The 16,210-nt window shown below is 39.7% G+C and carries 18 protein-coding genes; 5 read left to right on the top strand and 13 right to left on the bottom strand.

The features are described 5' to 3' along the window. Positions 1-54: 54 nt before the first annotated feature. Complete coding sequence (locus tag LC454_RS02090) at positions 55-1,365, top strand: Gfo/Idh/MocA family protein (protein ID WP_223578707.1); 1,311 nt, start codon at positions 55-57, stop codon at positions 1,363-1,365. 13 nt (positions 1,366-1,378) lie between these two features. Next, positions 1,379-2,131 carry a DUF1080 domain-containing protein gene (locus LC454_RS02085; RefSeq protein WP_223578704.1) on the top strand — a complete coding sequence of 251 codons (753 nt, stop codon included), beginning with the start codon at positions 1,379-1,381 and terminating at the stop codon, positions 2,129-2,131. Between the two features lie 107 nt (positions 2,132-2,238). On the opposite strand, the gene LC454_RS02080 is transcribed toward LC454_RS02085, so the two are convergent. From LC454_RS02080 to LC454_RS02065, 4 genes are read right to left on the bottom strand one after another with little or no spacing between them, the layout of a single operon-like run. After that, positions 2,239-3,084, bottom strand: coding sequence for a hypothetical protein (locus LC454_RS02080; protein WP_223578702.1), 846 nt, complete (start codon positions 3,082-3,084; stop codon positions 2,239-2,241). Positions 3,085-3,092: 8 nt separating this feature from the next. After that, entirely contained in the window at positions 3,093-3,464 is a 372-nt protein-coding gene (locus LC454_RS02075) for a GntR family transcriptional regulator (RefSeq protein WP_120258402.1), read from the bottom strand. A gap of 1 nt (position 3,465) precedes the next feature. Continuing rightward, positions 3,466-4,281 (bottom strand): hypothetical protein, encoded by an 816-nt coding sequence (locus tag LC454_RS02070; protein WP_223578700.1) that lies wholly within the window; start codon positions 4,279-4,281, stop codon positions 3,466-3,468. Beyond that, the gene (locus LC454_RS02065; RefSeq protein WP_223578698.1) at positions 4,265-5,116 is read right to left on the bottom strand and encodes an ATP-binding cassette domain-containing protein; all 852 of its coding nucleotides are present in this window, start codon (positions 5,114-5,116) and stop codon (positions 4,265-4,267) included. The genes LC454_RS02070 and LC454_RS02065 overlap by 17 nt, the downstream gene beginning before the upstream one ends. 913 nt (positions 5,117-6,029) lie before the next feature. Here LC454_RS02065 and LC454_RS02060 point away from each other — a divergent pair. Continuing rightward, positions 6,030-6,335, top strand: a complete 306-nt coding sequence (locus LC454_RS02060) for a hypothetical protein (RefSeq protein ID WP_223578696.1) — start codon at positions 6,030-6,032, stop codon at positions 6,333-6,335. Here the strand turns inward: LC454_RS02060 and LC454_RS02055 are convergent, their stop codons facing one another. From LC454_RS02055 to LC454_RS02045, 3 genes are read right to left on the bottom strand one after another with little or no spacing between them, the layout of a single operon-like run. Next, positions 6,336-7,112: an enoyl-CoA hydratase/isomerase family protein gene (locus LC454_RS02055; protein ID WP_223578694.1), complete on the bottom strand. Its 777-nt coding sequence runs from the start codon at positions 7,110-7,112 to the stop codon at positions 6,336-6,338. It lies immediately after the preceding gene. Between the two features lie 9 nt (positions 7,113-7,121). Beyond that, positions 7,122-7,961: a hydroxymethylglutaryl-CoA lyase gene (locus tag LC454_RS02050; RefSeq protein ID WP_223578692.1), complete on the bottom strand. Its 840-nt coding sequence runs from the start codon at positions 7,959-7,961 to the stop codon at positions 7,122-7,124. Positions 7,962-7,967: 6 nt separating this feature from the next. Continuing rightward, positions 7,968-9,116: an acyl-CoA dehydrogenase family protein gene (locus LC454_RS02045; RefSeq protein ID WP_120258408.1), complete on the bottom strand. Its 1,149-nt coding sequence runs from the start codon at positions 9,114-9,116 to the stop codon at positions 7,968-7,970. A gap of 154 nt (positions 9,117-9,270) precedes the next feature. Between LC454_RS02045 and LC454_RS02040 the strand changes: the two genes are divergently transcribed. Further along, a complete protein-coding gene (locus LC454_RS02040; RefSeq protein ID WP_223578690.1) occupies positions 9,271-10,878 on the top strand; it encodes an acyl-CoA carboxylase subunit beta in 1,608 nt (535 codons plus the stop codon). A 210-nt stretch (positions 10,879-11,088) separates the two neighbouring features. Here LC454_RS02040 and LC454_RS02035 read toward each other — a convergent pair whose 3' ends face one another. The 4 genes from LC454_RS02035 to LC454_RS02020 form a co-directional block, all read right to left on the bottom strand. Beyond that, complete coding sequence (locus tag LC454_RS02035) at positions 11,089-11,748, bottom strand: 3-oxoacid CoA-transferase subunit B (protein WP_223578688.1); 660 nt, start codon at positions 11,746-11,748, stop codon at positions 11,089-11,091. 3 nt (positions 11,749-11,751) lie between these two features. Continuing rightward, positions 11,752-12,453, bottom strand: coding sequence for a CoA transferase subunit A (locus tag LC454_RS02030; protein WP_223578686.1), 702 nt, complete (start codon positions 12,451-12,453; stop codon positions 11,752-11,754). Between the two features lie 132 nt (positions 12,454-12,585). After that, on the bottom strand, positions 12,586-12,954 hold the full coding sequence (locus LC454_RS02025; RefSeq protein ID WP_223578684.1) for an acetyl-coenzyme A synthetase N-terminal domain-containing protein: 369 nt from the start codon (positions 12,952-12,954) through the stop codon (positions 12,586-12,588). 172 nt (positions 12,955-13,126) lie between these two features. Further along, the gene (locus LC454_RS02020; RefSeq protein ID WP_223578682.1) at positions 13,127-14,173 is read right to left on the bottom strand and encodes a ferredoxin--NADP reductase; all 1,047 of its coding nucleotides are present in this window, start codon (positions 14,171-14,173) and stop codon (positions 13,127-13,129) included. A gap of 177 nt (positions 14,174-14,350) precedes the next feature. Here LC454_RS02020 and LC454_RS02015 point away from each other — a divergent pair, with 177 nt between their 5' ends. Beyond that, positions 14,351-15,067 carry a superoxide dismutase gene (locus LC454_RS02015; RefSeq protein WP_120258413.1) on the top strand — a complete coding sequence of 239 codons (717 nt, stop codon included), beginning with the start codon at positions 14,351-14,353 and terminating at the stop codon, positions 15,065-15,067. Between the two features lie 64 nt (positions 15,068-15,131). Here the strand turns inward: LC454_RS02015 and LC454_RS02010 are convergent, their stop codons facing one another. Together LC454_RS02010 and pyrE are read right to left on the bottom strand one after the other, a co-directional pair. Beyond that, positions 15,132-15,530: an SRPBCC family protein gene (locus tag LC454_RS02010; RefSeq protein ID WP_223578680.1), complete on the bottom strand. Its 399-nt coding sequence runs from the start codon at positions 15,528-15,530 to the stop codon at positions 15,132-15,134. Positions 15,531-15,549: 19 nt separating this feature from the next. After that, positions 15,550-16,200: an orotate phosphoribosyltransferase gene (pyrE, locus tag LC454_RS02005; protein ID WP_120258415.1), complete on the bottom strand. Its 651-nt coding sequence runs from the start codon at positions 16,198-16,200 to the stop codon at positions 15,550-15,552. Positions 16,201-16,210 lie beyond the last annotated feature (10 nt).

Here is a 16,210-nt window from a genome sequence, read left to right as displayed (position 1 = left end):
ACACCAGTTACCAACTTAACACCATTATATTCATTTATAAACATAAAATACAATATGTCATTTAATTCCGATAACCGCCCAGGACACAACTCAAGGAGATCATTCCTAAAAAAATCCAGTATCATTGCCCTCGGAAGTGCCCTCCCAACCTCTTCGTTGTTATCCTTTACAAACCAATCAAAAGATCAAATCATTAAAGTAGGACTTATAGGATGCGGCGGTAGAGGCACGGGCGCTGCAATCCAAGCTTTACAGGCCGATCCAAATTGTCAAATTACCGCTATGGCAGACGTTTTTCAGGACCGCATGGACGAATCCTATGCCGCTTTGATGGAGGTTCGTCCAAAACAGGTAAAAGTCGACAAAAACAACAAGTTCTTAGGTTTCGATTCCTTCGAAAAAGTCATCAATAGTGATGTAGACGTGGTATTATTAACCTCTCCGCCGGCATTTAGACCACTGCATTTAAAAGCTGCTGTTAACGCAAAAAAACACATCTTTTGTGAAAAACCTATGGCCGTTGACGTACCAGGACTACATAGCGTGTTACAGTCTGTAAAAAAAGCAAAAGAATTAAACTTATCACTTGTTTCTGGCTTCTGTTTCCGTTATGATCTTCCAAACCGAGCGACATTTACTAAAGTTTTAGAGGGAGCAATAGGTCAGGTAAAATCAGTTAGTACGTTTCGCTATGGTGGCGAAGCGACCTATATTGACCCACGTCCAGAATGGAATAAAATGACCCAACAAATGAGAAACTGGTTTTATTACAACTGGCTTTCAGGTGATTTTATAGTAGAACAAGCGGTACACAGTTTAGATATGATGTCTTGGGCCATGGGTGACGTCATGCCTATTTCAGCGATGGGTACAGGCGGCAGACAAGTCCGTGTAGATTCAAAATATGGGAATATCTACGACCATTTTGCAATAGAATTTAAGTACGCAAATGGAGCTATAGGAACACACTTCTGTAGACAACAAGCCGGAGCCACCCCTAGAAACTCAGTAAGCATGTTAGGATCAGAAGGTGCGGCAGAAGTCATCATTGGCGGAAAACATACAATAACTGGAAAAATGGACTGGAATTACACCGGAGCAAAAAACAATATGTACCAAACGCAACATGATGAGCTGTTCGCTGCAATCAGAAGCAACAAACCGATCAATGATGGCGAGTGGATGACCAACAGCACATTACTGGCTATTTGGGCACGCATGGCAGGCTATACAGGTCAAAACCTAACCTTTGATCAAGTAATAAATTCGAAAGAAAGTCTTGGCCCGGAGTTATCGTCTTATAATTGGGAACTTAACATAGATGGGCCTCCTATTGCTACACCTGGAAAGACAAAGTTTAGCTAACCTCCAAAACCTTATGAAGAGACTTATTTATTCTATTTTCAGCATTTTATTGCTTAATAATAGTAACCTCCTAGCCCAAAACAATACCTTATTTAATTTTGGTCAGGAAATCCAATGGGACGACTGGGTATTAAACAAGAAGAATTCAGAAAAAATTCACTGGATCAATGTCAATACAGACCCTGACACATGGCGTATCGAGAAAGGTAATCTCATTTGCAAGGGAAAACCAATAGGTGTAGTACGCTCCTCAAAACAGTACGAAAACTTTATTATCCATGTCGAATGGAACCATCAATACGCTGGTGGTAATTCAGGAATTTTCGTTTGGTCAGATGCCAAACCTGATCCATCAGGCAGGTTACCTGGAGGTGTAGAAGTACAAATGCTTGAATTGGACTGGGTAAATCAGAACCATATTGATGGTAAGCAGGCACCAATTGCCTACGTTCACGGCGAACTATTTGGCGTTGGCGGCGTTACCACAATACCAGACACTCCCCGCGGCACACGCAGCAAATCCATAGAAAACAGAGCTAAGGGGAAAGGCGAATGGAACAAATACACAATTATATGTATCGACGGCACAATCAAATTGGCCGTCAACGGAAAATTTGTCAACGGAATACGCAATTCAACTGTAAAAAAAGGTTACCTCTGCCTCGAATCTGAAGGATCGGAGATTCATTTCCGTAATTTTAAACTGATTGCACTGGAACCGGGTGTCACAAGTGATCAACAGATCGCAGCGCTCATTACCCCATAGATCAGGATATACCAAAAAAAGCTCAAATTCCAACAAATGGAATTTTGAGCTTTTACACAGCAAATGCCTGTTCGCAAGACCTTGGCAAACAAAATCAATACGAAAGACTATTTGATCAGATTACGCAATGCATGCACTGGCAAATCAATTTTTGTATCATTTGACAAACGTCCTTTCAATGTATTCCATTGCAAACTATCAAGCCGGACAGAAGAAACACCTTCCGTTTTGATATCCAAAACATCGACCCTAGACTTATCCCCTTTTCTATTAAAATAGACCTGCGAATTCTTAACAAGAATATCAGCAGTCTTGTAATCAACCCGAGGCAACCCTAGATTGGTGTTGGTGATATCAACGTGTAAATGACCGACAGGTGCCGTATTTTTGTCGTCACGGTAGCCAAAATCATCTATATGCGAATTTGTCAAAACCAAATTAAGCGTATTGATAACCGTTTCTCCACTTAAAGAAAAATTCTCAACACTATCACCAACGATAGTGAACTCATCAAGTTTCGCAGAAAACTCGTTCACATCGGCCTTCTTCAATTTTAATATTTTAAGATCAGGTGTAAAAATATAGACCGACTTATAATACTTGTCACCACCTTCCAAAAAATCCAGCACCAGAAAACCATCAGCATCTACCTTCGCCTTTACAAAATCCGCCTGGCTCTTATTCACCTTCACCATAAACTTATCACTTTTCACCACATATAAATTGATCCCCCTGGCATCTGAACCAAGGATCTGCAGCTTATCAAATTTGCCTACAGGAAACGACCGAAAATAAACATCCGCCGCACCAGGGTTTGACACCTCCTTTTCTACATTTGTATGATAAACTTTTGCATCTACCCTATTGATCCGAACAAAATAAGAGGCCACCAATGTCGGAACAACAAAAAGGAATATTGCGAGCCCTATCAATAATTTAGTACTTAATTTCATGATTCATTTTAATTAAAATTCTGTTCAACAAACTGTCTGTAACGTTGCTCCAATTCAGTCAGGCCGATTTCCAATAAATAAATATTCCGAAAGAACAAAGGAAGATCCTCTTCCAAAAAAACCGTCTTCCGATAAGATTTAACATTCCGGACAGAATCCCCGGTCAAGAAAAAACCGATTCCGCGTTTATTCGCGATAATCTCCTTCTGTTGCAGCATATCATAGGTCCTCATAACTGTATTCGGATTCACCTCCAATTGAACTGCCAGCTCCCGTACCGAGGGCAACTTGTCGTTCGTTTTCCAGGTTTCCATTAAAATATGATCACATACATATTCCGCAATCTGTAGATAAATCGCTTTGTTGGCATTAAATTCCATATTAAATCTCCTTCTCTTTTAACCTTAAAAAGGCAATCCCCCAGAATATCAATGTGAGCGCTATTCCTGTCACTGTAATTAGCCCAAAGATGTGATTTGAATCTGACCAATAATTATCATCCATGCGCCCCACTGTATTTTCCGTTTGTGTTTTCATGAGATACACAAAAAAAGACATCCAGACCACGCAATAAAGCAACAGTGAGATCGCGGTCTTAACATATTGATAGCTCTTAAAAACAATACCCCCCAGTAAAAATATAGCATTCAATACGACAGGTAAAAAACAGGCATAATACGCCCCGCTCGGATAATCCACGCTAAAAAAATATTGCCAGAACTCCACCGTAACCTGTTCACCGAGTTCATTTACCTCCGTTCTAATGGAAGGACCAAAACCTCGCAAATAGGAAATGAAGGCTAGATCGATTAGATAATAGATCAGTAGATATGAGCTGATCCCAATGACCACTGTATAGAAAATACCGACCAGAAATTTCTCCAACTGCGAAGCAGGTATCATCAATTCAAAAATAGCTTTTGTCTTGCGTCCAAGATCAGAAAAATAACTGCTCGAGATCACAGTCACAAAAAATAATCCCAATACACAGAATAAAGGTGATCTAAAATTCAATATCGAATAAACATTGGCAAAATCATGCTGAAGATGATCATAATTAGTCCCCACATTGAAAGCATAAAAACAAAAGATTACGCCTGCGATCACACCTATTGACATCAGATATATTCGTCCAAAACCGACCCATTGCCTACGGATCAGTGCAAAAAAACGTGTAGTATTAAACAGGTTTGACATATTTATCGACTTTAATGAGATTTGTAATTTTTTCCTTTTGCTGCAAAACCGCATTGAACAACAACTCCAGATCCAGTTTGGAATCTTCAGCCAGTGTATTTGGAAGAATCACATTGAAACCTCCAAGCGCCTCCTCCGCATGCAGCACATCAAAAGATAGTTCCTTCATCTTTTTAAAACAGAGCTTATCGGTAATCAGGTTAACAGGTGCATTCAACGCTACCTTATGCTCATCAAGCAAAATGACCGCATCAATCAGATTATCCAGATCACGTACCTGATGGGTTGAGATAATTACGCAACGGTCGTCTGTAATGGCCGAAGCCATAATTTTACGAAACTGCGCTTTAGAAGGAATATCTAGCCCATTCGTAGGCTCATCCATAATGATAATTTTCGTATTGGAAGCCAAACCGAAAGAAATAATGTATTTCTTTTTCTGACCATAGCTCATCTCCGCCAATTTTTGTTCTACCGGAATTTCAAATTCTTTAATCAAGCGATAAAAGTGTTCTCGGTCAAAATTTGGATAAAATCCAGCATTGGCTTTTAAAAATTGTTCTGATTTTACTGCAGGCAAATAAAACTCCTCCGGAATAAAACTGATCTCCCGCAACAAAGAAGGCTCCCTTCGGATTGGGTTGTGTCCCAAGACTTCAACCACCCCCGATACTGGATATACCAAGCCGGCAATATTTTTTAGCAAGGTAGACTTACCCGCGCCGTTCTTTCCAAGCAATCCGTAGATATGTCCCTGCTTCAAGGTGAGATCCATTTGAAGAAAGAGTGGTCTGGATTTACTATAACTGAAATTTAGATTTTGGATAGTAATCATACTACTGTATTATTTAATTAATACACTAATATAGAAACTAATTCTCGATGTTTCAAAAAAATATTTTAAAAAAATAAATCTGTAGCTCCCCTTTAAAGGCGATAAGGTCGCTAGGTCGACACTCTCTATTACACCTCAAAATCAGCAAAAACAACAAACAATAAGTTCACATAACAAGCATATATATACTGATAAAAAGATAATTAAATAAACAAATTATGAAATTCATAATGAAAAAACAAGATCAGAACGCATTATTTTTGCGCATATCTAAAACCGTCTCAATACGAAAAATTTAAAATTAGCGCCTTGAGAACACTTTTTTATCCCGATGAAGCGAAGTACAATTACCGGCAAAAAGCCCGTCAAATCGCTTAAAAAGCATCAAAAATCACGCATTACACAACCCAATCACCAAAGTGAATTAAAATTGGAATTTGCCACCGCACTTTTGAGCTAATTTCCCTATACAATATGGCCAAAAACCGCATCTGTATGGCTCAGAAGCCAATTAACCCTAAGTTAATACCGGGTATATTAAAATGTTAAATAATTAATAATCTACAGATTACTAATATTACATAAACAAAAAAATCACATTAAATTCAAAGCTCATTTTTATCATCTTCTCATTCAGCGATAGAACTCAGCAATCATTTTTAACCCGAATCGGCTTTGCTGTCGTCACAATAATCAACTGACTGAAGTGTTTTTTAATGTATTTTATGTTCATCTTTGTATCGCTATGACTTCTATTTACGCCCTTATTTTAGCTTTGCATTCCACCTGGCGATGGATTGTTTTGATCATTCTTATAGTTAGTTTATTACGTTTTGCCTATCAAAAAAAGAAGAGACTCCCCTTCACCCCTACCGATAATTTCATAAAAAAGGCGGTCATTATTGCTTTTTATATGCAAGCATTAATGGGCATCATACTCTATATATTAAGTCCGATCACACAATATTTTCTAACACATTTCAAAACAGCTGTACACTTACGACAGATTCGCTTTTTCGGAATGGAGCATAGCAGCATGATGATCCTCGCAGCAATCTTTCTGCTCATCGGTAGTCTAAAAAGCAAAAACGCCGATACAGATGATCGACGTTTTAAAATTTTACTCATTTGGTTTGGTCTCGCTTTATTGATCGTGTTAAGTTCTATTCCCTGGGAATTTTCTCCTTTGACCAGTAGACCAAGTTTCCGTTCTTTTTGATCAGCTATTCTTCCACTCTCCCTTTCGTTTATCACGCATTGCCGCCATCCCTTCTTTGAAGTCAGCTGTCTGACGAAGTTTAGCAAGCTCATCCAAAAGAAACGCATATTTATCCGTCAACGAATTTTCTTTCAATTTACGAAGCGCCCCAAAACCCTTTGCGATAGCCAAGGGTGCATTCTCTACAATAGTTCTTTTCAAATCATCTAATTCGACCTCCTCTGGCTCCAAAATTGCATAAAGCAACTCCTTTTCCAGTGCCTCTTCTGCCGAGAAAGATCGACCTTGAATACAAAGGTCCATTGCCTTCCGTTCGGGCATATACTCTAGCAGCAGCGCCAATACCTGAAAAGGAAAAAGGCCGATCTTCACTTCAGGTAATGAAAACCGCACCTGCGGCATGGCAAACAAATAAGTACAGGATAAGGCAATTAAAAACCCACCTGCAATCACATCACCCCGAACAACACATATAGACGGTTTATCTAAATTAGCAAACAGTTCAGCCAGCGATTTCTCGACCTTGGGAATCCGAGGATTAGCTTCATCAACCAACGGATCTTCAAAAGCTTTCAGATCCATCCCGGCACAAAATACGGGTCCTTCAGCTTCAACCTGTATCAGACGAATCTCCGGATCCGCATTGGCCACTGCCAAAGCATAGGCAATCTCACTCACCATTGTCGGACTAAAAGCATTCCTTTTCTCCGATCGCGCCAGCGTCAATATAAACACATGCTGTTCGCGTTGTACCTTTATGAAATTCAATTTTTCCATTTATTCTATCTACAAGATCATCTGTCTAAAGCTCTCCTCCAAGGCCATCTTCTCCGTCAAACTCCCCCTATCAAAAAGATCCAGCAAAATTTCTGATGGAATATTTCCAACCAAATCATCTTTGGCAAATGGACATCCACCATAACCCAATAATGCCCCTTCAAACTTACGGCAACCTGCATCGTAGGCAGCCTGAACCTTTGCAAGACTATCTTCCCGCCTTGCGTGAAAATGGGCCCCTATAGCGAGCTGCGGATAACGCATCCGGACAAGACCGAAGAGATCGGTAATCTGTCCAACATTCGCCTCTGAAGTAGTATCCGCCAGAGAAAATTCGGCTACACCAAGTTGCATAAGCCGATCAATCCATTCTTCGACCAGATCTACCGACCAGGGGTCACCATACGGATTGCCAAAAGCCATGCTAATATACACCACCAATGTCTTATCATAGGTATCAGCCAAGATTTTCATTTCCTTCAATTGCTGATAAGAATAGTCCAGCCCTCTATTCGTATTGCGCAACTGGAAAGTTTCTGATATAGAAAATGGATAACCGATAAAATCTATTTTTTCCTCTTGAACTGCCTCTTGAACACCTCTCAGATTGGCGACAATTGCCAATAACTTTACCCGATCATTCTTCAAAACACCATTCAGGACTTCTTTTGTGTCCGCCAATTGCGGAACCGCCTTTGGAGAAACAAACGAACCAAAATCAATCACATCAAATAAGCCACTTTCTATCAACGCATTGATATGTTTGACCTTCTTATCTGTCGCAATAAAATTATGCAGGCCCTGAATGGCATCTCGTGGACAATCGACCAATACAACCGGATCTTTCATATTATACTATAAAATATCTTTCTCAATTTCGCGAGCAATCACCATCTTTTGGATACTGGAAGTCCCCTCGCCTATTGTACATAATTTGGCATCACGAAAGAACTTCTCCGCAGGATAATCTTTTGTAAAACCATATCCACCAAAAATCTGTACAGATTCATTTGAAACACTTACTGCTGCTTCAGAAGCATATAGTTTGGCCATCGCGCCAATTTTGGATACGCGTTCACCATGATCTTTGAGATAACCCGCCTGACGGGTCAATAGCTCACTGGCCTCCACTTGAGTAGCCATATCTGCCAGGGCAAATGAAACAGCCTGAAAATCGTAGATCTTTTTACCAAACTGTTCTCTTTCATGCGCATATTTTAACGCACATTCATAAGCACCACGTGCAATACCCAAAGACAGGGCCGCAATGGAGATTCTTCCCCCATCCAAAAGCTTCAGAGCCTGCACAAATCCTTGACCTTCCTCACCGATGAGCTGATCGCGATGAATTCTACAGTTATCAAAAAATAAACATGCCGTCTCCGAAGCACGCATACCTAATTTATTCTCTTTTTTTCCTGCAGTAAACCCTGGCGTGTCCTTTTCAACGATAAAAGCGGACATTCCTTTTTTATCACCCTTTTGCCCCGTCCGAGCGATCACAACAGCGACACTCGAACTAATGGCATGTGTAATAAAATTCTTCGAACCATTCAGCACATAGTAATCCCCATCCCTTTCGGCAAAGGTGGTCATACCACCGGCATCCGAGCCTGAGCCAGTCTCTGTAAGGCCCCAAGCACCAATCCATTCCGCAGTAGCTAATTTCGGAAGATAGCGTTTCTTCTGTTCCTCATTAGCAAAACTCAAAATATGATTGGTACATAATGAGTTATGTGCCGCAACCGAAAGTCCGATCGATCCACAAACTTTGGAGATTTCATCCAGCACGGTGATATACTCCTGATAACCTAGGCCCGAACCTCCGTATTCCTCGGGAACGATAACGCCCATGAAACCGTGTTCACCTAATTTTTTAAAAACTTCTATTGGAAATATTTGGGCTTCATCCCATTCCATCACATAAGGTTTGATATGATACTGTGCAAAATCTCGTGCACTCTGTCTGATCATATCCATTTGTTGTTTATTTTCAATAAACATAAGCATGAATATTAAATTTACAATCGGTAATACAATTCAAATATATCAAAATATTTAGGAATAAAATTGCAAATATTTTAAAATTTTATTTTAAATTTATCTAAAAATAAGAAATTCTTAATCAATATAGCTTTTTAAACCAGAATTATAAACTATGAAGGAGCTGCTAGCATTACTTCGCCAAAAAAGAGAAAATTTAAAACTCGGTGGTGGTATCGATAAAATCAAAAAACTTAAAGAGAAAGGTAAGCTGTCGGCATGGGAAAGAATAGCATATTTACTGGATCCAGACCGGGAATACCTCGAAATAGGCATGTTTGCTGGAGAAGGCATGTACACAGAGCATGGAGGCTGCACCAATGCCGGCTGTGCAGCGGTATTGGGGTATGTTAAATCCAAACTTTGCGTTATTGTTTCCAACGACGCCACAGTAAAAGCTGGAGCCTGGTTTCCGATCTCGGCCAAGAAAAATCTTCGTGCACAGGAAATCGCCATGGAAAACAATCTTCCAATAATATATCTGGTGGATTCCGCAGGTGTTTTTCTACCGATGCAAGATGAAATCTTCCCTGACAAAGAACACTTTGGACGAATATTCCGTAATAATGCACGCATGTCCTCCATGGGCATTCCGCAGATTGCCGCGATCATGGGCAGCTGTGTCGCAGGCGGAGCCTACCTACCCATCATGTCGGACTATGCTTTCATTGTTGAAGGTACTGGATCTGTTTTCCTGGCCGGTCCATATTTAGTTAAATCAGCTATTGGGGAAACAGTAGATGCCGAAACACTCGGTGGCGCTTCCACGCACTCTGAAATATCAGGTGTTACGGACAATAAGTTCCCCGACGACCAAAGTTGCCTCACAGCAATTAAAAATGTAATTGATAAAATCGGTGGTCATGCAAAAGCAAATTTCAATCGGAAGGAAAGCCTGCCTCCAAAAACAGACCCCGAAAAAATTATAGAAATTCTTCCAGAGGATCGAACCAAACCTTACCGCATGCAAGACATCCTCGAAGCGATTGTTGATGCAGAAACACTGGAGGAGTATAAACCCGATTATGGTAAAACCATTGTATGCGCACTTGCACGTGTAGATGGATGGGCTGTGGGTATCGTCGCCAATCAACGGGAAATCATTAAAGCAAAGAAACCCGGTAATGCGATGGAAATGCAAATGGGTGGCGTTATCTATAGTGACTCAGCAGACAAAGCCGCACGCTTTATCATGAACTGCAACCAACAAAACATTCCGCTTGTCTTCTTTCAGGATGTCACCGGATTTATGGTCGGCAGCCGATCCGAGCAAGGTGGAATTATTAAAGATGGCGCCAAAATGGTCAATGCAATGGCAAATTCCGTCGTACCCAAATTTACGTTCATCGTAGGAAATAGCTATGGAGCGGGAAATTACGCAATGTGCGGTAAGGCTTATGATCCTCGGTTGATCTATGCTTGGCCAAGCGCCCAGATGGCCGTCATGAGCGGCGCCGCAGCCGGCAAAACGCTATTTCAGATCCAGGAGTCAGCTTTAAAAGCCAAAGGGAAGGAAATCAATGAAGAAGAAAAGAATATACTATTGAAATCTATTGAAGACCGATATAATGAGCAATTAAGCCCCTATTATGCCGCTGCCCGACTTTGGGTAGATGGAATTATTGCCCCTGCGGAAACCAGAAAAGTCATCAGTATGGGAATAGAAGCCGCTAATGAAAAGCCTATTGTCGAACGATACAATGTTGGGGTAATTCAGGTATAAATATAATACGAAAAACGTCCAGACGACAATAACTGCCTCAGTAACAAAAATGCGCTCCTGTATCGCATGATACAGGAGCGCTTTATATAAAGGGTTCCACGAACCTTTTATTGTTTATACCTTGGCTATATTTTACTGATGATTTCAAATTCAGCCAGTCCCCACTTTGGTTGCTACGCTACAAATCCATTTATTTGTAACTTTTCTTACTTAAAAAACCATTTCAGGTATATTTTCGTCGGCAATTAATTTTCCAGCGGTTGCAGTTCTTATTTCCTCAACACTTACACCTGGAGCTCTTTCTAAAAGCTGGAAACCTCCCTCTGGTAGAATTTCGTAAACGCCTAATTCAGTGACAATTTTTTTTATGCACTTTACACCTGTTAATGGAAGTGTGCATTCTGCGAGGAGTTTACTTTCACCACTTTTATTAACTTGTTGCATGGCAACGATAATATTTTTGGCAGAGGCGACAAGGTCCATGGCGCCGCCCATTCCTTTTACCATTTTTCCCGGAATTTTCCAATTAGCAATATCGCCACTTTCAGAAACCTCCATGGCACCTAAAATGGTTAGATCTACTTTTTGGGCTCTAATCATCCCAAAACTTAGCGCCGAATCGAACACTGCAGAACCTGGTAATGTGGTAATGGTTTGCTTGCCCGCATTAATCAAATCTGGATCTTCGCTGCCTTCGAAAGGAAAAGGCCCCATACCCAGAAGTCCATTCTCGGATTGCAAAACCACATTAACACCTTCTGGAATGTAATTGGCTACCAAGGTTGGAATTCCGATACCTAGGTTAACGTAACTATTATTTTTAATTTCTTTTGCAATACGTTGTGCAATTTGTTCTTTAGATAGTGCCATAATTTAGTTTTTAGGTCTTACGGTTCTTTGCTCGATTCTCTTTTCGTAATGTTCTCCCTGAAAAATTCTGTGAACATAAATTCCTGGAGTATGAATTTCGTCTGGATTTAGTTCACCAATCTCTACCAGTTCTTCAACTTCGGCAATGGTTATTTTACCAGCCATAGCCATTACAGGATTAAAGTTTCTAGCTGTAGAACGATAGATAAGATTACCTGCTTTGTCACCTTTCCATGCTTTAACAATAGCAAAATCGGCATCGAAAGCATATTCCAAAAGATAATCTTTGCCTTTAAAGTTTCTCACTTCTTTGCCTTCAGCGATTTCGGTTCCAACGCCTGCCGGTGTATAAATGGCTGGCATTCCGTATCCTGCAGCCATACAACGTGTCGCCAGAGTCCCTTGCGGGATTAGTTCTACTTCCAATTCTCCGCTTAAAAGCTGCCTTTCGAATTCGGCGTTTTCGCCAACGTAAGATGAAATCATTTTTTTGATTTGCTTTTTTTGTAAAAGTAAGCCCAAACCAAAATCATCCACACCCGCATTATTAGAAATACAGGTTAAATCTTTCACTTCTTTTTTTACCAGCTCGGCAATAGAATTTTCGGGAATACCGCAAAGCCCGAAGCCGCCTAACATTATGGTCATTCCGTCTTCGATGCCATTGCAGGCTTCTTGTACATTTTTTACTGTTTTATCTATCATTATTAGCGTTATTGGATTAAAAGTATTTCAAACTGATGTTTGATTTTATCATTAATAGGGTTTCCTAAATCAACTGAATAACATTGGCCACATCCTCTTTGCTCACCATCTTCACCACCGTATAGATGTAACCTAAATAGTTGTAAAATTAACATTGAAGGTACCCATTGGAATGTGCAAATGCGTTGGTATCTGTCCCCGTTTCACAGTGAAATACATATCAGCATAATTTAATGTCGATCCACTAAACCACGTCGATCCAAAAAAGCTATCGCTGTTTGCAGGATTAGCTAATACACTGCTAAAACCTGAATGAAATTTTGTATTAAAGTAAGTGGCAACATCCCGCCAAAAATCAACAATAGTTGTCGTTGACCATGCCCGTAGATCATGATAAGACGCGAAGGATAATTGATATCGCTGTTCGATATACTGTTTGAATTTATTGATCTCAGATTGAGATTTTTGTTCTTCTATAGGGCTCCTAAGTAATTTTCCCATAATAGTTGGATATAAAAAACGGTTATACCCAAACTTAGCTAAATTTGCTTTTAAATGCAATTTTAATTGCTGCACATAGCAGAACAAATAGATAATAATAAATAATATATTAAAATATTATTCGGAAATACACGCAATTAATCAAACAAACGAGATAAATACAGCCTGTTTTTTAAAGTACCTCAATCTCTGTCCCTTCAACAGTAGGGTGGCCGGTGCACAATAAGATACGTCCATTTTCCATTTCACGATCGGTTAGCACTTCGTTATAATCCATTCGGACCTTCCCTTTCGAACATTGTGAGATACATGTACTGCACATACCAGATTTGCAAGAATAGGGTAACTTGATTTTATGCTCCAATCCTACATCCAAAATAGATTTATTATAAGGGACTTCAAGATCATAGCTTTCGCCTTGAAAATGTAATTTGATTCGATAGGATGTTGTATCAATCTCTTTTTCAGACTCATCGTCATCATCCTCTTCGTTTTCGGGCAATAAAAATGTTTCTCTTCTAATCTGATTGGCATCAAAGCCCATACCCAAAAGTGTAAAACGACATAAATCCATATAAATCACTGGTCCGCACGTATAAAATAGTGCTTCCTCTTTTTCCCCTACAAGATGATCCTTGACAATGGAAAGAATATAATCCCGATTCAGCCGGGCTTTCATCAGATATTTGCTGTTGGAATAAATCCAGACAATCGTTAAACGATCTGGGAATTTTATGGCCCATTTCTCCAGCTCCTCACGAAATGGCGTCTGATCAGATGCTCTGTTGCTATATACCAGTATCACCTTAGACTTATCTTCAACAAGCAGCGCCGTTTTAAGAATGGAATACAAAGGCGTTATACCAATACCTGCTGCAAATAAAAACAAGGTTCTTACTTTATGCTCATCAGGCTCATATGTAAATAATCCCTGTGGTTCCATGGCCTGAACAACATCCCCTTCGGCAATGGTATGATGAAGCAATCTTGAGATCTCTCCATTTTCCACACGTTTTACCGTAATGCTTAATGGCTCATCATAATCCGGCGAACTATTAAAAGAATAGGAACGACGAACCTCCCGATCACCAAACATAAATGAAAGTGTAATAAATTGCCCCGCTTTGTATCTAGGATAGTCGCCGGCAAGAGATTCCAACTGAAAAGTAATATTATTATTGGGTTGGGGAATTATCTTTGCTATTCGTAATGCGTACATGGTTCAAATATACTGTCGAATTTTGGCTTACACAAATGTAAAAACCAGAACGGAAATAGGCTTTTTCAGATACGTTTTATAACAATTTTGTTGTATTACAATTGGCAGACAATTCTTGTACAATATTTGTGGAATTTCACGTTATATTTATATCGAAACTTATTATAATAAGATTATATGCAAACACGCAGAAACTTCCTTCAAAATGCAGCAAAAGCCACATTGGGTATTGCTGTATCTGGATCAATATTACAAGATATTGCTTCCGCGAAAGCAACTGAATTAAATGCCGCTACTTTAAAGTTTTCCCAAGTAAAGTTACCTTTCAGTTATGCCGCATTGGAGCCCAATATTGACGCCCTGACGATGGAAATCCATTATACAAAGCATCATATGGCCTATATCAATGCTGTCAACGAAGCTATTGTTGCTGAGGCGATCAAAGAAACTTCAGAGGAACAGCTTTTAGCTAATATATCCAAATATTCCCCGAAAGCCAGAAATAACGCTGGCGGCGCATGGAATCACAATTTCTTTTGGGAAAGCCTGTCCGACAAAGCTAGTCAACCATCAGAAAAATTGTTGACGATGATCAATAAGTCCTTTGGCTCATTAGACAAATTTAAGGAGCAATTCGCTGCCGCAGCGACAAGCCGCTTCGGTTCAGGCTGGGCCTGGTTGATTCTGGATGATTCGGGGAACCTGAAAATAACTTCTACCCCAAATCAGGATAACCCATTAATGGATGTTGCTGAAGTAAAAGGTATACCAGTTTTGGGACTCGACGTTTGGGAACATGCTTATTACTTACATTATCAAAACAAGAGAGCAGACTATATTAAAAATTGGTGGAATGTCGTCAATTGGAAAAAAGTAAATGAGCGACTCGCATAATAACATAAAAAAAGCTCGATCTAACGATCGAGCTTTTTTATGTTATATTCCGTGATAAAACCTACTATCCCAATACAGCTTTAAGTTTGTTTACCTGAAAGTCAATCAGTTTCTGAAGCGGCCCTGATGCGATCATTTTCATCATCATATTCAGATCTGCATCAATTATAAACGTAGCTTTGGTCACAGTTTCTGATACTGCTTGCAGTTCCCAACGCAATGTAACCTCAAAAGGAGCTTTTTCAGAAGGAATCAGTTTGATCAATTGGTTTTCTACACGCTCCTCAACTTTCAACGCTAATTTTGCCATATTTTGAATGGTAAATCGTGCTTCGTCCGATGTTGAAGACCAATTATAGATATTTTCAGGCATTAACTGCTCATGATTATTGAGATCAGTTAAAAAAGCAAATACCTCGCTGACATTTCTGTTGATTTCTGTTGTGTTCTGAATAGTAGTCATAACGGTAAATTATTCATCTTTATTGAAAATTTTCACCCCATCCTTCAGGGTTCAATCGCCATTTTTTCAAAATTTCAACATCCTCATCCAAGACATAGCCATTTTCAGCTGCGACTTGAATCAGTGCATCGTAGTTACACAAGCTGAAATAAGGACATTTTGCATCAGCAAAATTATCAGTCGCCTGTTGTAAGCCGTATGTAAATATGGAAACCAATCCAACAACATTACAACCCGCTTCACGCAATGCTTTGACCGCGATCAAGCTGCTTTTTCCTGTCGAAATTAGATCTTCAACCACAACTACACGTTGCCCACTAACGACTTCACCTTCAATCATATTTTGACGTCCATGATCTTTAGCTGAGCTTCTAACATAAGAAAATGGTAAGCCCAAATCCTGTGCTACCAACACGCCTTGTGGAATACCTGCCGTAGCAACTCCAGAAATCATATCTACAGATCCAAACTCTTCTTGAATAAGCTTAGAAAGCTTCTGACGAATATACGTACGTATCGCTGGATGAGATAAAGTGATACGGTTATCACAGTAAATTGGAGACTTCCAACCCGACGCCCAAGTAAAAGGACTTTTAGGTTGCAATTTTATTGCTTTAATTTGCAATAAGGATTCAGCAACTTTTTGTTCAACCTCATTTAAATTATTCATGGCGCAAATT

Source organism: Sphingobacterium sp. GVS05A, from assembly GCF_019969845.1.
Lineage (GTDB): Bacteria > Bacteroidota > Bacteroidia > Sphingobacteriales > Sphingobacteriaceae > Sphingobacterium.
Note: the sequence above shows the minus strand (reverse complement) of the source record. Positions and strands in the feature narration are given on the sequence as shown.